Origin of the sequence: Dysgonomonas sp. Marseille-P4677 (genome assembly GCF_016652235.1) — a bacterium.
In the GTDB taxonomy this organism is placed as follows: domain Bacteria; phylum Bacteroidota; class Bacteroidia; order Bacteroidales; family Dysgonomonadaceae; genus Dysgonomonas.
This window is the reverse complement of the sequence record NZ_JAEPKU010000042.1, coordinates 1-23,599: the sequence shown is the minus strand read 5'-3', so window position 1 is coordinate 23,599 and position 23,599 is coordinate 1. Positions and strand designations below refer to the sequence as shown.

15 protein-coding genes are annotated in these 23,599 nt (G+C 37.1%); 8 read left to right on the top strand and 7 right to left on the bottom strand.

Annotated elements, in window-relative coordinates; genetic code table 11:
• The first annotated feature begins 4 nt into the window (after positions 1-4).
• The 8 genes from JGH11_RS09260 to JGH11_RS09225 all read left to right on the top strand — a co-directional run bounded on the left by JGH11_RS09260 (position 5) and on the right by JGH11_RS09225 (position 16,936).
• Positions 5-1,090, top strand: coding sequence for a phosphotransferase enzyme family protein (locus JGH11_RS09260; protein WP_201111299.1), 1,086 nt, complete (start codon positions 5-7; stop codon positions 1,088-1,090).
• 30 nt (positions 1,091-1,120) lie between these two features.
• Entirely contained in the window at positions 1,121-1,465 is a 345-nt protein-coding gene (locus JGH11_RS09255) for an MGMT family protein (RefSeq protein ID WP_201111298.1), read from the top strand.
• 155 nt (positions 1,466-1,620) lie between these two features.
• Positions 1,621-5,493, top strand: coding sequence for a two-component regulator propeller domain-containing protein (locus JGH11_RS09250; protein ID WP_236263938.1), 3,873 nt, complete (start codon positions 1,621-1,623; stop codon positions 5,491-5,493).
• Positions 5,494-5,646: 153 nt separating this feature from the next.
• On the top strand, positions 5,647-8,208 hold the full coding sequence (locus tag JGH11_RS09245; protein ID WP_201111297.1) for a cellulase family glycosylhydrolase: 2,562 nt from the start codon (positions 5,647-5,649) through the stop codon (positions 8,206-8,208).
• 147 nt (positions 8,209-8,355) lie between these two features.
• Positions 8,356-11,325: a TonB-dependent receptor gene (locus JGH11_RS09240; protein ID WP_201111296.1), complete on the top strand. Its 2,970-nt coding sequence runs from the start codon at positions 8,356-8,358 to the stop codon at positions 11,323-11,325.
• A gap of 27 nt (positions 11,326-11,352) precedes the next feature.
• Positions 11,353-12,942: a RagB/SusD family nutrient uptake outer membrane protein gene (locus JGH11_RS09235; protein WP_201111295.1), complete on the top strand. Its 1,590-nt coding sequence runs from the start codon at positions 11,353-11,355 to the stop codon at positions 12,940-12,942.
• Positions 12,943-13,024: 82 nt separating this feature from the next.
• Positions 13,025-14,290 (top strand): histidine-type phosphatase, encoded by a 1,266-nt coding sequence (locus tag JGH11_RS09230; protein ID WP_201111294.1) that lies wholly within the window; start codon positions 13,025-13,027, stop codon positions 14,288-14,290.
• Between the two features lie 195 nt (positions 14,291-14,485).
• Positions 14,486-16,936 (top strand): DUF4982 domain-containing protein, encoded by a 2,451-nt coding sequence (locus tag JGH11_RS09225; protein ID WP_201111293.1) that lies wholly within the window; start codon positions 14,486-14,488, stop codon positions 16,934-16,936.
• Between the two features lie 69 nt (positions 16,937-17,005).
• Here JGH11_RS09225 and hisS read toward each other — a convergent pair whose 3' ends face one another.
• The 7 genes from hisS to JGH11_RS09190 all read right to left on the bottom strand — a co-directional run bounded on the left by hisS (position 17,006) and on the right by JGH11_RS09190 (position 23,464).
• On the bottom strand, positions 17,006-18,370 hold the full coding sequence (gene hisS, locus JGH11_RS09220) for a histidine--tRNA ligase (protein ID WP_201111292.1): 1,365 nt from the start codon (positions 18,368-18,370) through the stop codon (positions 17,006-17,008).
• Between the two features lie 169 nt (positions 18,371-18,539).
• Positions 18,540-19,229, bottom strand: a complete 690-nt coding sequence (locus tag JGH11_RS09215) for a ComF family protein (RefSeq protein ID WP_201111291.1) — start codon at positions 19,227-19,229, stop codon at positions 18,540-18,542.
• Positions 19,210-19,695 carry a regulatory protein RecX gene (locus tag JGH11_RS09210; RefSeq protein WP_201111290.1) on the bottom strand — a complete coding sequence of 162 codons (486 nt, stop codon included), beginning with the start codon at positions 19,693-19,695 and terminating at the stop codon, positions 19,210-19,212. The genes JGH11_RS09215 and JGH11_RS09210 overlap by 20 nt, the downstream gene beginning before the upstream one ends.
• Complete coding sequence (prmC, locus tag JGH11_RS09205) at positions 19,692-20,537, bottom strand: peptide chain release factor N(5)-glutamine methyltransferase (protein WP_201111289.1); 846 nt, start codon at positions 20,535-20,537, stop codon at positions 19,692-19,694. The genes JGH11_RS09210 and prmC overlap by 4 nt, the downstream gene beginning before the upstream one ends.
• Positions 20,537-21,766, bottom strand: coding sequence for a GTPase HflX (gene hflX / locus JGH11_RS09200; protein WP_201111288.1), 1,230 nt, complete (start codon positions 21,764-21,766; stop codon positions 20,537-20,539). Before hflX ends, prmC begins: the two co-directional genes overlap by 1 nt.
• Before the next feature lie 278 nt (positions 21,767-22,044).
• A complete protein-coding gene (rplS, locus tag JGH11_RS09195) occupies positions 22,045-22,404 on the bottom strand; it encodes a 50S ribosomal protein L19 (RefSeq protein ID WP_201111287.1) in 360 nt (119 codons plus the stop codon).
• Positions 22,405-22,546: 142 nt separating this feature from the next.
• Positions 22,547-23,464 (bottom strand): phosphatase PAP2 family protein, encoded by a 918-nt coding sequence (locus JGH11_RS09190; RefSeq protein WP_236263937.1) that lies wholly within the window; start codon positions 23,462-23,464, stop codon positions 22,547-22,549.
• Positions 23,465-23,599 lie beyond the last annotated feature (135 nt).

Sequence of the window (23,599 nt, the reverse complement as noted above, 5' to 3'; positions counted from 1 at the left end):
TAATATGAAAGTAGGAAAACATTTCTCCTTTAAAGGAACTATAAAAGAAATACGTCCATTAGGTGAAGGACTTATCAATGATACTTTTTTTGTTGAAACAGAAAATAATAGCCCTAACTATATTTTGCAACGAAAAAATAAGAATATATTCCAGAATATACCAGCCATGATGGAAAACATTCAGAAGGTAACTATCCATTTAAAGAAAAAAATAGTAGCTCAAGGAGGCGATCCTCTTCGTGAGGCTCTGACTATAACACCTACAATAGATGGTAAGTTATATTATCAAGATAGCGATGGCGAATATTGGGCCGCTTGTCTATTCATAGAAGATACAATTACTTACCAATATGCTGACTCTCCCCTACTAGCAGCACAGGGAGGTAAAGGAATTGGGCGGTTTCAATCTATGTTGGCAAATATGGAAGAACCATTAACAGATATTCTTCCCGGATTTCACAACATGAGATACAGACTACAACAATGGGATGATATATTACAAAAAGATCCTGTTGGACGAAAAAACTTAGTCCAACAAGAAATAGAATGGATCGAAAGCCGAAGGGAAGAAATGCTTTCCTTGTGGACAAAAGTAGAATCGGGAGAAATACCTATCAGAGTAACACATAACGACACCAAGATAAGCAATATATTGTTCGACCAACAAGGGGATGTCCTTTGTGTAATCGATTTAGACACTGTATTAAACAGTATGTGCCTCAATGATTATGGTGATGCTATACGCTCATATACCAATGCAGGCAAAGAAGATGACCTGAATCTTGACAATGTATATATGAAGATGGATATCTTTGAAGGATACACAAGAGGATATTTGTCTGAAGCGATAGCATTCCTCACCCCATCAGAAATAGACAATCTTGCTTTTTCAGCTAAGTATATAACCTTCGAACAAGTTCTGCGTTTCCTTATGGATTACATAGATGGAGATAATTATTATAAGGTAAATAACAAAACCCATAACTTGATACGCACGCGTGCACAATACAAATTACTACAATCGATGGAAGAAAACTATGATGAAATGCAAGCTATTGTAAATAAAACCATCAGGACTTTAAGCCATTAATAACTATCTTAACCGTGTTTGGAACCTTCGATGCACCATATAGATAAAGAAGAATTTAAGCAAGCAGTATATGAAATAGTAAGGATTATACCTTACGGACGTGCAACCAGTTACGGCGCAATAGCTAAAGCAATTAGTTATCCGAATATGTCGCGAATGGTAGGACGAATAATGGGCGAATGCGATTCATCGAAAAATAACATACCTGCCCATCGTGTAGTGAATAGCGAAGGCAGGCTATCTGGAAAGGCGGCTTTCGGAAATAATGGAGAAATGCAGAAACAGTTGGAAGCAGAAGGTATTATTATCGTCAACGATAAAATAAAGCATTGGAAGCATATATTTTGGGATCCAATTGAGGAGATACAACTTTAACTCATATGCATCTTTAAAAATTAACGAATAAGTGATAACTTCCTGTAAAAAGATTATATTTGCATAAACCCTTTCTTCCAATACGCATGCAGAGCAAAATACTGTATTGTCTTTTCTTATCTATTCTATCGATACTCAGTTTATGTGGGCAAAGAATGAGCTATCAAAGCTTTAACAATATAAACCTAAGTGCCGAAGCAGATGTTATTAATTGCTTTGTTCAAGACACTCAAGGACTTATTTGGATAGGGTCGAACAAAGGCCTTTTCAGCTATGACGGTTACTCGTCTCAACCCCACTTCTCTCTTAAAAGTAAAGCTAACGCTCAGATATATTGCATCCTTGTTGTCGGAGACAGCCATTTATATCTAGGTACAGATAACGGAGTGCTTTTCTTCAATTACAAAACTGACAGATATGAAACATTAGAAATAGAATTTCCATCCGATGTCAGAACAATGGCTGTCAAAGATAATACTCTCTGGATAGGCACCCTAAATGGACTACATAAGTATAACCTAGAAACAAGGGTTCTTGAAAATGTCAGCCAAAAAGGAAACCTAGGATTACCTCATAAAACAATCTATTCTATAATTGATACAGAGGAAAACAACCTCTATATAGGCACCTACGATGGACTCTGCAAATATATTCCTAAAACAGATAATTTCGAGGCTGTACACCTACCCGCAGACAGTAAAAGAAGCAATCTTTTCGTGAATTCACTTTTAGAGGATTCATTCAATCAGTGTGTCTGGATTGGAACAGAAGGTGCTTTATTCAAATATTCGCCTTCTAAAAAATTAGTAGAAGAGATAAACTCATTCAAAGACAACTCAATCAAATCGCTCGCCATCGACCAAAACAAGAATCTCTTAGTGGGAACAGACAATGGTTTATATATCTACAATGTATATACAAGCGAAGTACAACATATAGTACATGATTCTCGAAATGAGAAGTCATTAACTAATAATATAATTTGGGATATATTTGTAGATAAGGACAATAATGCATGGTTTGGCACTAACTACGGTATATCTCTATCCCGTTATAATAAAACATTTCGGATTGTTCCAATTTCGGAAATAACAGGTGTCGGAGACGGTAATCACTTCCGTACCATATACAAAGATTCCAAAAATAACTTCTGGCTAGGGGGGACTAATGGGCTAATACTGTCACCTCCTTTAACCGATGAGCCTTCCGGTTCTATCTGGTATAGAATGGGAGATTCTAAACATCCTATCTCCCATAACCGGATAAGACACATATATGAAGACAAGACTCACAACCTTTGGATTGCTTCGGATGGTAGTATCAACCGATACGACTATAATAAAAAACAATTTATTCATTACAATATCATAGACAGTAGCCACTCCTTAAACTCTAACTGGGCATATTATATATTCGAAGACGATTACAATCAGTTGTGGATAGCAACATGCTTAGGAGGAATATTCGTTGTAGATAAACAGAGACTCTTAAACTTCACATCGGGAAATTATATTGCAGACTATAATTACTCTACACGCAATGGACTCTCAGGCGACTTCGTAAATCAAATAGTACCCGACCATAATGGTAATGTGTGGGCACTATTATACAATAATGGTATAAACAAAATAGATCCAAAACTAAAAACGGTAACAAAAATTCCTATCGAGACAGGAACTAATAGCGAAAATCCTAATTATATTATCTGCGACAAGGAAGGGTTTATATGGGTAGGATTCCGGAGTAGATTGGTACAAATAAACCCTGAAAACAACCATTGTCGGTTCATTGAATTTAATTCCTTTGGAAATAGTGAGGTATTAAGTCTCACCGAGGAAGGGCAAAACATATGGATATCAGCTTCAGATGGTGTATGGGTATTGGACAAATACACCCATAACGTCAGGCGTCCCGATATTACAACCAAGTCATACACAAGTAGTTATTTTGACAAAACGAACAACAATATATATTTGGGTGGAAACGACGAGTTTGTCTTAATATCTCCGGACATACTAAATGAAAGTCAAAACAATAGCCCTATTATATTAACTGCACTATATATAAATAATCAGTTATACAAATCAGAACCTAAAGAAAACAGCAACAGTATTCGTTACCTCAATAGTTTAAATCTAAGCTATAAAGAAAACAGTCTAAGTTTCGAATTCTCGGATCTGGTCTATTCGAAACAGGAAAGCAACAAGTATGTATACAGGCTCGAAGGATTGGACAACAACTGGAACATCATAGAACAAACGACAAACCGTATTTCATTTACAAGCCTCGAATACGGGGAGTACCAGCTTATCATAAGCAAGCTAGACGCCTCAGGTGAACCCTCAAATCAGACTTTCACATTTCCCTTCAGCATCAGCCCTCCTTGGTATTACTCCATTTGGGCAAAATGTGTCTATGCTCTTCTTATCTTAGGATTGATAATCTGGATCATAAACTTTTACAGAGTAAAAAATAACCTGAGGATAGAAAGGATAGAAAAGGAAAAAACTCTTGAATTATCCAACCTAAAGATTGACTTTTTCACGAATGTTTCACACGAATTCAAAACACCTCTAAGCCTCATAATAGCACCAATCAGTCGGTTATTGCTAGAAATAAAAGACCCACTGAAAAAGAAGCAACTGGAGGCTATACAACGGAATGCGCTGAAACTAAATTCGCTTATTCGCCAAGTGCTTGATTTTAACCGTACAGACAGCAATACAAATGATAATCTGATCCTCTCAAAAATTGAATTTGTTCAATTCACTAGAAGCCTATTCTCTATATATGAAGACGGCTACAAAGAGAAAGAGCTTACATTTATATTCGATACAAATAAGGAAAAGATCTATATCAACATCGATGTGCTAAAGATAGAATCTGTACTGAACAATTTAATCTCAAACGCATGTAAATATACAAAAGAAGGGGGAACTATCAGACTCAACCTCAACTTAGATGAGAAAAACAAGCATTTGAATATATCCATATCAGACACCGGAGTAGGTATTCCTCCGCAAGACATTCCTTATGTATTTGAACGATTCTATCAATCAGCAAAAACTGCAAGGATAAAGGAAGGAACCGGTATCGGTTTATACTTAGCAAAGACCTATACCGAACAACATGGCGGAACAATATCAATTTCTTCAGAAGAAGATACCGGAACAGAAATTACCATTATACTGCCACATATAGAAGAGAATGAGATAGAAACTAATATCCCGGATAACAGCACTATCAATGGAAATGAGAACAAAGCCCGAGTATTGGTTGTAGAAGACAACCCTGAAATAGCAGAATTCATAAGCCAGACACTCTCTCTAAAATATGATTGCAATATTGCGTACAATGGAAAATCAGGACTGGATATGGCAATCCGATTTAAGCCCAATATAATAGTTTCCGATATCATGATGCCTATTATGGACGGATTAGAAATGAGCAAGCAAATAAGGAAGAATATACCTACATCGACCATCCCTATTATTTTATTAACTGCGAAAGATGATAAAAATACCGAATTAGGGAGTATAAGTCTAAATGTAGAAGCTTTTATAGCCAAACCTTTCGATACCGAAATACTCTTATCACGAATAGAACAGCTATTAAGAAACAAGCAACAAATAGAAGACAAGCTAAGAATTGAAAGCATAACTGAACCTAAGGCTATCGAGGCAACATCTCCGGATGAGAAATTCCTATCTGAGATTACCCGGATCATAGAAGAAAAGGTTGCCGATCCTGATCTTAATGTAAATGCTCTAAGTTCCATATCAGGCATAAGTTCGAAACAAACATACCGAAAAGTAAAACAGCTGACTGGCATGTCGCCCGTAGAATATATAAGATCTATACGTATCAAAAAAGCAGCAATGCTCCTCTCTCAGAATAAATTCTCCATATCCGAAGTCATGTATATGGTGGGATTCTCCAATCATTCTTATTTCACCAAATGCTTCCAAGCTGAATTTGGCAAAACACCTCGCCAATTCACAGACGACCTCAACCTGATACATAATTAATTGATTTTATACCCATTAAAATATAAAATCATATTAGTTAAATCTTTTTCATGTCTAATTTATATTACTATATGTCCAATTTGGTCTATATATAAAATATACTAACACCCTAAATTTGTCATTATTCGCAATTTACTATAACCGTAAAAAGCCATGAAATTATTATTCGTAATACTATGTTGCCTATCGTTTACCTTTTCAGCTTATGCCCAAAAGGTACAAAGCATTCCAACTATCTATATAGATAAGAGTGGGACAATGCGATGGTCTGATACCCAAAAGGAAGCCTCTTTTTACGGGGTAAACTACACATTACCGTTTGCCCATGCTTACCGTGCAATCAATTATATAGGGAAGAGCCATAAAGAGGCTATAGATAAAGATGTATATCATTTTTCCCGTTTAGGCTTCAATGCATACCGTATACATGTATGGGATGTGGAAATTTCGAATGGGGACGGACAGTTGATAGAAAATGAGCATCTCGATCTCCTCGATTATCTTATCGCAAAACTCAGAGAACGTAATATAAGAGTTTTGATTACAACAATGACAAATTTTGGAAATGGCTATCCCGAAAGGAATGAGAATAATGGGGCCTTTTCCTATCTCTACGATAAATGTAAAATACATAGCGATAAAAAAGCCATAAACGCACAGGCAAATTATATTTCTCAGTTTGTAAAACACATGAACCCTTATACACAACAGTCGTATAAGGATGATCCTTATATCGTCGGTTTCGAGATCAACAATGAGCCTTGCCACATGGATACTCCCCAGCAGACAGAAGATTATATAAACAGAATGCTAAGTGCTCTGGAGAAAGCTGGAAATAGTAAGCCTATATTTTATAATGTAAGCCATAATATGCCTCATGTGCAGGCATATTTCAACACAAAGATTCAAGGGACTACTTATCAATGGTATCCGATTGGATTAGTAGCAGGACAAACACGAAAGGGAAATTTTCTTCCATATGTAGATACTTACAATATTCCTTTTGATAATATTAAAGGATTTGACAAAAAAGCAAAAGCTGTTTACGAATACGATCCGGCGGATATTACTTATTCATATATGTATCCTGCTATGACACGCACTTTCCGTTCTCAACGATTTCAGTGGATAACACAATTCGCGTATGACCCCATCGATATAGCTTGGGCCAATACTGAATATCAGACACATTTTCTCAATCTGGCATATACCCCGGGAAAAGCCATCAGCATGAAGATTGCAGCGGAGATTGCTTATAATATTCCAATGAATAGGAAGTATGCAAAATACCCGAACGACACTATTTTCGATGCTTTTCGTGTAAGCTATGAGCAAGATTTAAGCGAAATGAATACACCTGAAAAATTCTTTTACTCTAATAATACAAATTCAGCACCTGTTATGGCCGACAAACTCGAATCGATAGCAGGATGCGGGAACTCTCCTTTAATAAAATATGAAGGTACAGGAGCTTACTTTATAGATAAATTAGAAGACGGATTATGGCGGTTGGAAGTCATGCCGGATGCCATTCAGATAAATGACCCTTTTAGTAAACCTTCTTTAAAGAAAGAGGTTGTTACTATAGCTTGGAACGAATGGAATATGGAAATCAGACTACCCGATTTAGGAGAGAATTTCACGATTGCAACTATCAATAAAGAAAATGCTTCGGATAGGTTATCGAATGGGGCAAGCTTTCTAATAAAACCGGGTGTATATCTTCTGACAAAAAACGGATATACCCCAGTCAAAACATGGAATAGTAATACAAAATGGAATAATATTACTCTAGGCGAATTTGTCGCTCCCGAAGCACATGCTAAAATATTCTCCGTAGTGCATCAGCCTGCGAAAGTGGTTGAAACAAACAAGCCATTAAATATCGAAGCGCAAATAGTAGGGCCTTCGTTTCCCGATTCGGTAATCATTTATACAGATAAAGTATCATTCTGGTCGGCAACAAACCCATATATAAAAATGAAACGTAAAGAGGGATACACCTATCAAGCCCAAATACCAACTGATATGATAACAAGCGGTATTTTCAGATATAATATCATTGTATGTAAAGGCAAACAAAATTATACATTTCCGGGACAAACAGAAGGTAATCCATTGGATTGGGACTATATCCAAAATAAATATTGGGAAAGTAAAGTTGTTGATGAAAATAGTCCTGTGCAACTGATAAAAATAACAAATGAAAACAAAGAGATAGAAACATATGCCATTCCGGAAACATCATATATTCTGAAAAGCATCAAAGAAAATCTAACAGAGTCTAATAGTATGATATTTAACTTTAAAACAAATGATACGGAAGCCCGTTTCTTTTGGCGAAAATATATCAAAGACGATGTAAATACCCGCAAAGATGCCCTGATGGTAGCAAAAATACTTTACTTAAATATCAAAAATGCGATTGATCTGAAGAAGCTGAAGGTTGGCTTTGTTACATCCGATGGATTCACATACACCACTGCACTTAATTTAGACAAAGAAAAACAAATATACGAGGTGAGACTATCCGACCTGATACAGGATAAAACAATATTACTGCCGGCACCTTATCCTACTTTTCTCGAAAGGAGTTTCACTCCGGATACCTCAATCCCTTTCGATGTCTCAAAAATTGAGATAATTCAAATGTCTACAATTGATAATGTATCTGAAAATACAAGCTTCGAACTGGGAAGTATATGGCTTAAATAAATTATGAATAATATTTAACACATATCTAAATCAAAAACACATTGCCGTTGCACTTATCATGTGGAATAGATAATCTTATGGACTAAAGGCTATAATACCATGAAATAACTTAATGTAATGTCCTTAATAAATATAAACATTGTAACTATGAAAAATTGTAATTACTACAAAAAACTAATCTCATTTCGCTATATTCTAGCGTTGGCTTTACTGCTTATGGCTCCTTTAGTGGTAGCTGCCCAGTCAAAAACGGTGACCGGAACCGTAATAGATGAAACCGGAGAGCCAATAATCGGAGCTGTAGTGAAAGTTTCAGAAACAACTTTGGGTACAACAACAGACTTTGATGGTAGATATTCTATAAATCTGCCCGAAGATAAAAACCAACTGGAATACTCTTATTTAGGATACGAAACGCAAATAGTAACTGTTTCATCCGGAAAAACATTTAACATAACACTGCAACCGAAGGAGCAGCTAATGAACGAAGTAATTGTTATTGGCTACGGAACTCAACAAAAGAAAGATTTGACAGGATCTATTACCAGTGTCAGCAGTAAAGATTTCAATCAAGGTTTAATAAATTCACCTGAACAATTGATAAACGGTAAAGTTGCCGGTGTACAAATTGTTTCAAGTAGTGGTTCACCTACATCGGGAAGCACAATTCGTATTCGTGGTGGAGCATCGCTAAATGCCAGCAACGATCCTCTCATCGTTCTTGATGGAGTCCCATTGGAAACAGGTGGTATCAGTGGCAACAGTGGCAACTTTCTGAGCATGATAAATCCGGCTGATATCGAAAACATGACAATACTAAAAGATGCATCTTCTACAGCTATTTATGGGTCAAGAGCATCTAACGGCGTTATTATGATAACTACAAAAAAAGGATCAAAGGGACTGAAGATAGACGTCTCAACCACACATTCTGTACAACAATTAATAAAATATAGCAGTACGCTAAATGCTGATGAATATCGTTCTGTTATAAATTCTATCGGTACTGATGCACAAAAAGCATTATTAGGGAATCAGAATACAACATGGAACGACGAAATATTTCAACTTGCTTATGGTACGGATAATAATGTGAGTGTGTCCACAAGCATTACTAAAAATATGCCTATCCGATTATCAGCAGGATACTATAATCAAAACGGGATACTACAAACAGACAATGCTGAGCGCTTCACCGGTAGCATTACATTGTCTCCATCGCTCTTTAACGATCATTTAAAGATCAATGTAAATGCCAAAGGATCTGTAAATAACAATAGATTTGCCAATACAGGAGCTATTTACAATGCTGCTGCATATAACCCTACAATCGGAGTATATTCAGGCAATAATGATTTCGGAGGTTATAATGAACCTCTCGAGCCATCTAAAGGAACTCCTTCTATTGCCGGACAAGTGGTGAATCCGGTTGGCCTGTTAAAACAATACGACTCGAAAAGTGATGTAAAACGATTTGTCGGAAACTTCGATGCTGATTATAAGTTCCACTTCTTGCCTGAACTAAGAGCACATATGGTTTTAGGCTATGATTATGCCAAGGGAAAAGGTAATATCTCTGTTCCCGCTGAAGCCGCTCAATACTACACAACAGGAGGCCGTAACTATGGATATGGGCCACAGGAAAAGGATAATCAATTATTTACATTCTATTTAAATTATGCAAAAGATCTGAAAGATATAAAAAGTAAAATAGACTTTACTGCCGGATATGATTATCAAAAATGGAAATCCCGTTCTGAATTTTATCAGGAAGTTAATGTGGCCGGAGAAATACAATCGGCCGTAGCTGCTACCGATAACAGGCATACCCTGCTATCTTATTACGGACGCTTGAATTATACATTCGATTCAAGATACTTACTGACTGCGACAGTTCGTCAAGACGGTTCTTCACGATTCTCTAAAGATAACAGATGGAGTACATTCCCTTCTGTCGCTTTAGCTTGGCGCATAAAAGAAGAAAATTTTCTGAAAAATGCAGATGCTTTAAGTAACCTGAAATTACGCCTCAGCTATGGTATTACAGGCCAACAAGATGGGGTAGACGATTATAGTTACATCCCAAGATACACCATAAGTCAGGATGGTGCGCAATATCTTTTCGGAGATAAATACTATTATACTTACCGTCCGGAAGCTTATGTTCCAGACCTGAAATGGGAAAGCACTCAATCGTATAATATCGGCCTGGATTTTGGATTATTCAACAACAAACTTTCGGGCGAAATAGATTATTACACACGTAAAACAAAAGACCTATTAGCCACAGTACCATCTCCGGCAGGAGCCAACTTTGATAAAAATGTGACTACTAACATCGGTAATATGAAGAGTGAAGGCATAGAGCTTACCTTAAATGGTGTTCTTATCGACTCTAAAGACTGGGGATGGAATGTTGCTTATAATATGACATGGCAAAAAATGAAGATTACAAATCTATCATTAGTAAAAGGGGCTAAAACGCCTATAACATATGTAGGAGCTACATCGGGTGGAAATTACCTTCAAATAATGAAAGAAGGGTACACTCCATATACATTCTATCTTTATAAACAAGTATATGACGATAATGGAAAACCAATAGAAGGCAAATACGAGGATCTACACAAAGATGAACTGACCAATTCTGACGACCGCTATGCTGCCGGCTCACCTATACCCGATTTCTTATTCGGTATGAATAGCCAGCTTCGCTACAAAAAATGGTCACTAGGGTTCTCTCTAAGAGCAAGCGTTGGAGCTAAAGTTTTTAACAACAATGCAATGAAACTAGGAGCCTCGGAGGTTCTGTCGTGGAATACGGCACAAATCAATAATCTTTCGAAAAGTTATCTTGAAACAGGCTTTAAGAATCTTCAATACTTATCTGATTATTATTTAGAGAGCGGAGACTTCCTTAAAATGGATAATATTAGTCTAGGATACAACTTCGGTAAGATATCACCTTGGTGCAGTCTGAATATAACAGGCATGGTTCAGAATGCGTTTACTATAACCGGATATTCGGGAGTTGATCCTGAAATATACCAAGGTATAGAGTCATCTTTCTATCCTCGAGCAAGAGTCTATTCTATAAATGTAGGTTTACAATTCTAATTTATAACCAATAAAATCAATAGCAAAATGAAAATCATTCGACATATATTTTTGATGAGTATCCTTTTTACAGGCTTATTTACATCATGTACAGGCGATCTGGATCAATATCCGCATATAGAAGAAACAGGTAAAACTGTATACACCAGTGTAGAAAATTATAAGATGGCACTAGCCAAGTTATATGCTTCTTTTGTTATCTGTGGGCAAGAAAAGGGTGGAGGAAATGCCGATTTTTCAACGAATAAGGGCTATGACTACATGCGCTCATACATAAACCTACAGGAATTACCTACCGATGAAGTGGCATATACATGGTCGGGAACAATATACAATATCTGCCAGCATAAATGGGATGCATCGGACATTTTTGTATCGGACATGTACTATCAAATATACTTCACAATCTCTATTTGTAACGAGTTTTTACGCAATGCAACAGAAGATCGGATATCCGGTTTTTCAGATTCAGAAAAAACGAAGCTACGGTCCTTCCGATCTGAGGCTCGTTTCTTAAGAGCGCTAGCTTATTCGCATGCATTAGATCTATTTGGGAATATACCGTTTGTTACTGAAGCCGATCCTGTAGGTATAAGAGGATTTTTCCCTCCTCAATATTCACAAAAACAGGTGTTTGATTTCCTTATTTCAGAATTGTCTGCACTCGAAATTGAACTACCGGAATCATCACAGGCTGAATACGGGCGCGTGAGTAAAGCAGCAGCAAATTCATTATTGGCAAGACTTTATCTCAATGCAGAAGTATATACAGACAAATCTTATTATACGGAATGTATAGATGCCTGCAATAAAATCATCAGCAATCCATTTACATTGGAAAATAATTATCCACTATTATTTAATGCAGATAATCATCTAAGAACAAATGAAATTATATTTGCCTTCTCTATCGATGCCACGCATACAGTGAGCTGGGGCGCAACTTCATATCTTATCTGTGCAGCAGTTTCAAGTTCAAACAAAGAACAGAATCCGGCTGATTACGGAGTGGAAAGCGGATGGACTTCATTCAGGGCAAAAGGTGCTCTAACTTCCAAATTTGATGATGGAGACAAAAGAGCCATGTTCTTCAAAAAAGGGCAATCTCAGTATGTTACAACGATGAAAGATGCATTCACAGGTTACCTTTTCGAGAAATGGACTAACCTCACAGATGATGGTAAGGCAGCATCAAACACCGCAGCCGACGGAGCCTCAACCGATTTTCCATTGTTTCGTCTATCCGAAATATACCTGATGTATGCAGAAGCTGTCTTGAGAGGAGGAACCGATTCGAAAGGAAATGCCTCCGCAAATGCTCTCAATTACGTAAACAAGGTACGCCAGCGCGCTTATGGTAACAATTCGGGAGATATAAATGCAGGACAATTAACTCTGAACTTCATTTTGGATGAACGGGCCAGAGAACTACATCTGGAATGTACACGCCGCACAGACCTTATCCGCTTTGATAAATTTACATCAGGCGATTACCTATGGGAATTTAAAGGTGGTGTAGCAGAAGGTAAAGCTATTGACACAAAATACAATTTGTACCCGATACCCGAAACAGACCTGAGTGCAAACTCCAATATGAAGCAAAATACCGGATATTAACCTAAATAACTAAAAATATAAACCTAAAAAGTGTATCGCAAACAGTATATTTGTGATACACTCTTTTTCTAAATCGATAGGCATGAGAAAATTAGTAATGATATTTTTAGCTGTCATCTATTTTACTACCCTTTGGGGACAAACTTCCAAACAGGAAATATTTGATACCCCTGAAAAAACAGGAGGGGTTCAGTATGCTTACCCCGTACACGACATCAAGCCTTATACAGCTCCGCCAAAAGATTATAACCCTTTCTATATAAGTCACTACAGCCGCCATGGTTCCCGCTATCTGGTCAATGACTCTGATTACAAATGGATACTCGATGTATTCGAGGAGGCATATACGGCAAAGTCACTTACTCCTCTTGGTGAAGATGTATATTCTCGTCTACAAAAAGTATGGAATCAAGTTGAAGGGCATGGAGGAGACCTGTCCCCTCTGGGGGTGGATCAGATGCGAGGCATTGCAGAACGTATGTACACTAACTACCCAGATATCTTTAGTAACGGAATATCCATTTCTGCCAGATCAACATTGGTTGTGCGCTGCGTACTCAGTATGGACGCCTTTTGTGAAAGACTTAAAGAATTAAACACTTCTCTTAATATAACTCGGGAAGCCAGTAATAAACACATGAATTATCTCTGTCACGACACGAAAGAGTCACAAGAATTCAAATCTTCGAAAGGTCCTTGGCGAGAAGAATACCGCAAATTTGTAAACAAACATGTACACCCTGACCGTATTATAAACACACTCTTTTCCGATAGCACATATATTCTAAAAAGGATAAACCCTGAGTCTACAATGCAAGCCCTATTCAGAGTAGCCAGCAATATGCAGAATATAAGCAGCAGCGTTTCTTTTTATGATTTATTCGATAAGGAAGAATTATTCGATCTCTGGCAATGCAGTAATTACTCTTTATATACCTGCGGTGGTAATGCAGCTTCTAATAAAGGACTAATGATGAACGATGCCAAGCCTCTATTAAAAAACATTATAAACTCAGCAAATGAGACTATCGTATCGAAAAATAAAAGCGCAACTCTACGCTTCGGTCACGATGGCAATATTACCCCCTTGGCATCCCTCCTACATCTTGAAGGATGCTATGCGAGCGTTTCTGATCCTACAGACTATTACAAGGTATGGAGTGATTTTAAAGTGGCTCCGATGGCCGGGAATGTACAGATAATATTTTATCGTCATAAAAAAACAGATGACATTATTGTCAAGTTTATGCTTAACGAGAACGAAACCCTTATACCTCCTGTAAAAAGCGATATTCTCCCCTATTATAAATGGAAAGATATCGAAAACTTCTATAATTCTATCTTATAAATATTTAAATGGATGATATATTTAGGTGGCACGATGAAAAATAAATACAATTATCTGTATATAAACTGAATAATAGATTTATATGCCGATAAAAAGGTTACAATAGAAAAACAGCTAAAAATCTGTTACCTTTGTCACCTTTTAACAAAAATAAGATTGAAAATCAGCTGATTGATAATATACTAAAATATAAATATGAAAAAGACTCTCTTATTTATTTTTGTCTGGAGCATAGCTATATACACACATGGACAGAAAATTCGTGAAAAAGTAACACTTGAAAAAAATTGGAAATTTAGCAAAGGAGATTTTCCGGATGCAATGCAAATAGACTTTTCGGATAAATCATGGGAGACTGTAACGGTTCCTCACGATTGGGCAATCTATGGACCTTTCGACCGCAAACATGATTTACAAGAAGTAGCCGTTACTCAAAATGGTGAAACTGTAGCCACAGTGAAAACAGGACGTACCGGGGGACTGCCATATGTAGGAACAGGATGGTACAGAAACAAATTTGATGCGGTTAATTTCGAAAAAGAAAAAAAACGTGTAACCCTCTTATTTGATGGAGCCATGAGCGAAGCTCGAGTATACGTAAACGGAAAAGAAGCCTGTTTTTGGCCTTTCGGCTATAATTCATTCCATTGTGATGTTACAGATTTGATCAATAAAGACGGAAAAAATAATACACTAGCCGTTCGTCTTGAAAACCGCCCTCAATCGTCACGCTGGTATCCGGGAGCAGGTTTGTATAGGAATGTACATGTTATAATTACAGAGGATGTACATGTTCCTGTCTGGGGAACTTACCTTACAACACCTTTTGTCTCGCAAGAATATGCTGCGGTAAAACTCAGAACCGAGATAGAAAACTCGGATAATGCAGATATAAGAATTGTTACCGAAATTAAAGATCCTGAAGGTAACGTAGTTGCAACGAAAGACAATACATTAAAAATCAACCATAACAAACCTTTTGAGCAAAACTTTATAGTCGAAAAGCCTCAGTTATGGTCACCCGAAACACCTTTTTTGTACAATGCTGTTTCTAAAATATATTTAGGAAACAAGCAAATAGATGAATATACTACCCGTTTCGGAATCAGGGATATAAAACTGATAGCAGAAAAAGGGTTCTTTCTGAATGGTAAGAAACGTAAGTTTCAAGGAGTCTGCAATCATCATGATTTAGGCCCTTTAGGTGCAGCCATCAACATTGCCGCATTGCGCCGCCAACTGACTATACTTAAGGATATGGGATGTGATGCCATTCGGACGGCTCACAATATGCCTGCGCCGGAATTGGTCGCACTGTGTGACGAAATGGGATTTATGATGATGATAGAACCTTTCGATGAATGGGACATTGCTAAATGCCTGAATGGTTATCATCGTTACTTCAACGAATGGGCTGAAAAAGATATGGTAAATATGCTACGCAACTATCGCAACAATGCGAGTGTAGTGATGTGGAGTATTGGCAATGAGGTTCCTACCCAATGTAGCCCGGAGGGTTATAAAGTGGCATCATTCCTGCAAAACATTTGCCACCGTGAAGATCCTACACGCCCTGTCACCTGCGGTATGGATCAGGTTACTTGCGTGTTGAATAATGGATTTGCTGCTATGTTGGATGTTCCGGGCTTCAATTACAGGGCACATCGCTATCTGGAAGCGTACGGAAAGCTACCTCAGAATCTGGTTCTAGGTACGGAAACATCTTCCACTGTCAGTTCACGGGGAGTATATAAATTCCCCGTAGAGAAAAAACCTGATGCTCTATACAAAGATCATCAATCATCTTCTTACGATATGGAGTATTGCTACTGGTCAAACCTTCCTGACGATGATTTTGCCTTAGCCGATGATCACGACTGGACTATGGGACAGTTCGTATGGACAGGATTCGATTACCTGGGTGAACCTTCGCCTTACGATACCGATGCATGGCCAAATCATAGCTCTATGTTCGGTATTATAGACTTGGCGAGTATCCCTAAAGACAGGTATTATCTATACCGGAGTTTGTGGAATAAAAATGAAAACACACTTCATATTCTTCCTCACTGGAACTGGAAAGGACGTGAAGGGCAAAAAACACCTGTATTCGTTTATACGAATTATCCTACTGCCGAGCTTTTTATTAATGGGAAAAGCTATGGCAAGCAAAGCAAGAATAAGTCTACCCTACAAAACCGTTATCGGTTGATGTGGATGGATGCTATTTACGAACCAGGCGAAGTGAAGGTAATAGCATATGACCAAAATGGAAATAAAGCGGATGAGAAGACTATCCGTACAGCAGGAAAGCCTCACCATATAGAACTGGTAGCCGACAGAAATAATATATCTGCCGACGGTAAAGACCTTTCATACATCAATGTAAGAATAGTAGACAAAGATGGTAACCTATGTCCGGACGATCAGCGCCTGATTACTTTCTCTGTAAGCGGTAATGGAAAATACAAAGCTTCCGCTAATGGAGATCCTACCTCTTTAGATCTGTTTCATCTGCCTAAGATGCCTGTATTTAATGGACAACTGACATCAATAGTCCAGGCTGGTGAAACGCAAGGCAAGCTTATCTTCGAAGCTAAAGCCAAGGGTGTGAAGTCGGCCCAAATAGAAATAATAGTCAAATAATAAAGCCTTAACAAAAATGGAGAGAGTAAGATTACTCTCTCCATTATACTATATGTAAACATCTTTATATTAGTGTGATGCTATCTCAGATATACATTCGTCTACAGTCAGAAGTTTCTGTTCTCCGGTAACCATATTCTTGAGCATTATCTTATCTTCGGCCATCTCATTCTCTCCGATAATAGCTACATAAGGGATCTTGTTTGCATCGGCATAAGACATTTGCTTTTTCATTTTGGCAGCTTCTGGATATATTTCAGTAGATATGCCTGCCCTACGCACCTTGGTTATCAAAGGCAGGATATACTCTTCTTCCTTTTCACCGAAGTTTACAAACAAGACTTGAGTGTTTTGTCTGGAGTCCTTCGGATATAGATCAAGCTGATTCAACACATCGAAAATACGATCAGCACCGAATGAAAAACCAACACCCGAAACCCCCGGTAATCCGAAAATACCTGTAAGGTTATCGTAGCGTCCTCCACCGGTTATACTCCCTATTTGGACATCCAAAGCTTTCACTTCTATGATTGCACCTGTATAATAATTCAACCCACGAGCAAGAGTCAGATCCAATTCCAATTGAGAACGTATACCGATAATTTGCAGTTTGTTTAATATAAATTCTAACTCCTCTACACCTTTTATTCCTGTAGCAGAAGCTTGAAGAACAGATTTAAGAGTATCCAGTTTCTCCTGATTATTTCCTTCTAGCAATATAATGGGTTGCAGTTGCTCTATTGCCTTTTGAGGAATGCCTTTCGAGGCTAATTCTTCATTTACTTTCTCCAAGCCAATTTTATCAAGCTTGTCTATAGCCACGGTTATATCGGTTATTTTATCCGATTCGCCTATTATCTCAGCGATACCGGAAAGAATCTTCCTGTTATTCAGCTTGATGCCTACACGAATCCCAAACCGATTGAATACCTCATCTATAATCTGAATAAGTTCTACTTCATTGATAAGCGAATCGGACCCGATAATATCGGCATCGCATTGAAAGAACTCTCGATAACGCCCTTTTTGAGGACGGTCGGCACGCCATACCGGCTGTATTTGATAGCGGCGAAAAGGAAAGGTAATCTCATTGCGGTGCATCACCACATAGCGAGCAAAAGGAACAGTAAGGTCGTAACGAAGTCCTTTTTCACTGATTTGAGTAGCCAGGCGATTGGTATTCCGTTCTAATAATGCTTCATCAGAAATCCCTTTTAAATAATCCCCGGAATTTAATATTTTGAACAGCAGCTTATCTCCTTCTTCACCATACTTTCCCATCAGAGTAGATAGATTCTCCATTGCAGGAGTTTCGATCTGTCTGAAACCATATAGTTTAAATACTTCACGAATAGTATCGAAAATATAATTGCGCTTCGCCATTTCTTCGGGCGAAAAATCTCTTGTTCCTTTTGGAATAGACGGTTGTGACATAAGCTTTATTATTCAAATGAATTACTGAGATGCAAAGGTAAGATTTTTACATTAAATGAAAAGGAGGTCACTACCCTATTTATACTTTTGGTCAGTATACTGATATCGTTATTTCGTCTATTACTTAAAGATTTTCTATAAATGACATGTCGAAAAGATAGACCTAAGATTAGCCTGCTGTCCCTACTGAGTAAATACTAATCTCAGTACCTTCACATTTGAGTATCTCTTTGGCACAAGACTCTAATGTAGAACCGGTAGTAATCACATCGTCAACTAATAAAACATGCTTACCTGCAAAAGCTTCGTTATTGGTAAGATCAAAAATATCTTCCACATTCTTCCATCTATCGAACCGTGCATTCTTTGTCTGAGACCTATTATTCACTTTTCGAATAAGCGTGCGATTGTCTATAGAAACACCTGTAACACTGGATATTCCTTTACATATCTCCAACGACTGATTATACCCTCTATCTTTCTCTCTTTTGGGATGTAAGGGTACAGGTACAAGAAGATCTATATCTGCAATAAATTGACTGCCCTTCATATTCTCTCCACAAAGTTCGCCTATAAAATATGCTATTCTAGGATTCCGTTTATATTTTAATTCATGAATAATACTTTGTATGCTTCCTCCTTTTACAAAATAAGCATAGGCTGCAACATGTCGAAATGGAATCCGCCCAGCAAAGAACTGCTCTAAACGGTTATCAGCTTGAAGATGAAAATTTGTTTTGGGCAACAAGAGTAGACAATCAGTACAAATATGTTGCTCCCCTTCAGTTAATCTGTTATTACAGACTACACACAGGTCAGGAAAAAACAGATTGAGAAAATTATGAACTATAGTCTTCATAATCGCCGCCGAGCAATTTGTTTACACATTTAATAGCTAATTCCATAGAAAATCCTCTACCCAAAGCAAAACGGATTAATTTCGTCTTCTTTTCATATTCAGTGTTTGCTTTTACCGACCTTGCTTTTACTGATAAAATGTGCATCAACTGCTTTTCAAATTCATCTCCCGACAGTTCTTCTAATAAAGGAAGATAAACAGATTCCGGTATATTTCTTTTTCTTAGCTCATAAATGATCTTCGTTCTACCCCATTTATTGAATTTCAATTTGTCGTTTATAAAACTCCTGCTAAAACGTTCATCACTAAGGAAACGCTCTTTTCTCAATCTCTCAATAATACGCCTCACAGCATCGTCCGATAATTCCCATGCGAGTAGTTTTTTACGCACATCAAATTCACATCGTTCCGCTTTAGAACAATAGGCAGCAATACGATTAAGAGCTTGTGGTTCAGAAAGTTTCATTTGCTATACTTTAGTTCTGCCCTGACCATTCTGTCGTTTTTACTTAAGTCCTGAAATAGTGCGACATTGACAAATCCTTTGGCCTCTAACATAGCAACTGTTTCTTGACCTTTGGCTTGATTAATTTCAAAATATAACTTGCCTTTCGGATTCAATAAACCGAGAGCAATATCTGCTATACGATTGTAAAATAAGAGAGCATCTGTGTCTGGAACAAACAGGGCCTTATGAGGCTCGTAGTCTAATACATTTTGTTCCATCAAGCCTTTCTCACTCTCCAACACATAAGGTGGATTACTCACAATAATATCGTATCTACTTCCCATAGGAACTTCAGCTAATACATCTATCCTTTCGAAAGAGATATCTACAGTATTTTTTTTAGCATTTAGTACTGCTACATCTATAGATGTTGAAGATATATCCCATGCCGAAACATGTGCCGCATTCAACTGTTTAGCCAACGCAATGGCAATTGCGCCGCTACCGGTACCAATATCCAACACATTTAATCCAGGCCCTTTGTTTTCTCTTAGTATAAGCTCAACCAGCTCTTCTGTTTCTGGACGAGGTATCAACACATTGTGATTCACAAAAAAAGGAAGGCCGAAGAACTCTGTTTCTTCTAATATATATTGTATGGGTTCATACACTTTGAGTCTTTCTAAGATAGACTTTAACCTAGCCTGTTGTTCTTCTGAGAATTCTATATTATTAATAGACGCCTGTGGATAAGATTTTTCGGTAAAATACTCTATTATAATACGCGTAAATCCCGAAATTTCACTTTCGGGATAATACGCGTCTAATGATTCTTTTATATGTGTAATCGCTTTCCGCATTACTTGCTTTCGTCAATTTCTTCGTCATACTTTTGGAAAAGAAAATCATTGTACGGATAACGCTCTATGTGAATAGCTTTAACCCGACTATATACCTTTTCTTTCAGCTCCTCTATATTCACTTTATTTTTCGCAGAAATAAATATACAATCATTATGTAGTTTATTCATCCATGATCTTTCTAATTCCTCCAAGGATATATTTTCCCTTGTAGCAGGAGTCAGATCATCCTCATCCTTTGGTTTGTATGTAAAAGCATCGATCTTATTGAATACCAGCATTGTCGGCTTTTCCTCTTTATCTATTTCCAACAATGTCTTATTTACAACCTCTATTTGTTCTTCGAAATTAGGATGGGAGATATCTACTACATGAACCAATAAGTCTGCTTCCCGTACTTCATCTAGAGTCGATTTAAAGGACTCTACTAAATGAGTCGGCAGCTTACGGATAAACCCTACGGTATCTGACAGCAGAAAAGGGAGATTATCTATAATCACTTTACGCACAGTAGTATCTAAAGTAGCGAAGAGCTTATTTTCCGCAAAAACCTCCGATTTGCTCAACAAGTTCATTAAAGTAGATTTACCTACATTTGTATATCCAACAAGGGCCACACGTACCATCTTACCTCTATTCTTACGTTGCGAAGCCATCTGTCGGTCTATTCCCTTTAGATCTTCTTTTAACTTTGTGATTTTATCGAGGATAATACGGCGGTCTGTTTCGAGCTGAGTTTCCCCCACTCCACGCATCATTGCTCCTCCCCCTCGTTGACGGTCTAAGTGAGTCCACATACGGGTCAATCGCGGCAATAAATATTGGTATTGAGCCAACTCAACTTGAGTTTTTGCATATGCGGTCTGTGCTCGCATAGCAAAAATATCAAGTATAAGACTGGTACGGTCAAGTATCTTAACCTGTAACTCCTTCTCTATATTACGTATTTGTTTAGGAGATAACTCATCGTCAAAAATAACAACTCCTATCTCATAGTCTTCAATATATTGTTTTATCTCTTGCAGTTTCCCTGTACCTACGAAGGTAACAGGATTAGAATGTTCGAGTTTTTGGGTGAAATTTTTCACGGGAATAATACCTGCTGTTTCGGCAAGAAAAGCAAGCTCGTCAAGGTATTCTTTCACCTTTTCTTCGGTCTGCTCCTGTGTAATAATACCCACAAGAACAGCTTGTTCATTTTTTGATTCTGATATTATAAAGTCTTTCATATAAGTCTTTTGAAAATAAGCGAAGTAATAAATACAAAGATTTACGACAAAGCATTAAAGTTAAAAATAATTCGGAATAAGGTAATCTATTATACCTATAAAAAGAAACGGAATACCCATCTACTCTTACTCCGGTAAGTCTTATTTAATTATTTATCCCCTGATATAGATAAACTAAACGCAATGCCCTCCATGCGAATAATCGCAGAAATAAAAAAGAGCCTGTTTTGCGAACAGACTCTTCTATATTTTTTCCGTGCAACGGACAGATAAAGAAATTAAGCTTGCTTAACAACTCTTTTTTCTTTGATTCTGGCTTTTTTACCTGTAAGACCACGAAGGTAATACAATTTAGCACGACGAACTTTACCCACTTTGTTTACAGTAATACTGTCAATAAATGGTGATTCGAGAGGGAAGATTCTTTCTACGCCTACGTTATCTGACATCTTACGAACAGTGAAACGTTTCTTTTCGCCATGTCCTGCGATTTTGATAACCACACCACGATACTGCTGAACACGCTCTTTGTTACCTTCTTTAATACGGTAAGCAACAGTCACTGTGTCCCCGCTTTTAAATTTAGGATGCTCTTTTCCTGTGGCAAATGCTGCTTCTGCAACTTTAACTAAGTCCATGATTTCTATATGGTTTTATTGTTTAAATACGCAATATACACGAGTCTCTCCCGTCAGAGATTACGCAAAGCGGATGCAAAGATAAAAATATTTTCGAAAACAACAAGTATATTAACTACTCTATTTTAAACTGTTATCCTACTTAAAATACATATGACAACCCTAAACCATATTGATTTCTATCCAAATTCGGCACTATTGCTAATTGCTTCTTTACTCCGTTCACATTTGGATACAAAATATTATTAATTAATGGAAGTAAAAAATAACTTATTTCTACACTCAGAATGCCAATACCAGCACCCATAAAGACATCACTAACCCAATGTCGCTTATTCAAAACCCGTAATATTCCGGTAGCCGAAGATACTAAATACCCACTAAAAGCAATATAAGGAGAAAAACTAATATACTCTCGGAATAAAATATGTGCCCCAACAAAACTTGTTGCAGTATGCCCGGAAGGAAATGAGTTAGAAGAAGAACCATCCGGCCTCAAAACATTAGTTGTATTTTTTAGAATATTTACTGTTCCTGCCATAATAAGATGAGATGTCAACATAATAAGGGTCACATCTTTCAAATCATTCTGCCCCTTTATATCTAAAAAATTGAGCCCATAGACTGAAGCGGCAGGCAAAAATTGGAGATAGTTATCATAAGTCATTGGATGAGAAAAATGTTCTGTCACTTCATAATTAGTACTTTTATCCAACTCTTTCATCAAGTGATTTTCCTGTGATAAAATTCCATATGTAATAAAGCCAACTGGTGCAATCCATCTCGGATAATCAGAAGATACTCTCTTTCTAAAGAATTCTAAATCAGCCATCTGACGTTCACTTTGTACATATCCAAAATCGTTTATCTTAGGAAAAGATGTTGGACTCTCCACTTTATGAAGAAAGATATCATGTAAAGATATGCTATCTTGAGAAAAACAACTTTTAGACGAAATTACATTTACACAACTATCATTCTGTGCATTCAAACACAATATAAAATTCTGAATGAATAACATAGCGACAAAAAACATAATTCTATTTTTAGAGAATCTCATAATACAGCTTATTTGAAGTTACAAGGAAAAATCAGATATTATTTAAACGTAAGATTATATTTATTTATTCTTTAAACAAAAGAAAGTTAGCCAAACATATTTTTCTTTTATTAATCTTTTATCACATGTTAATCT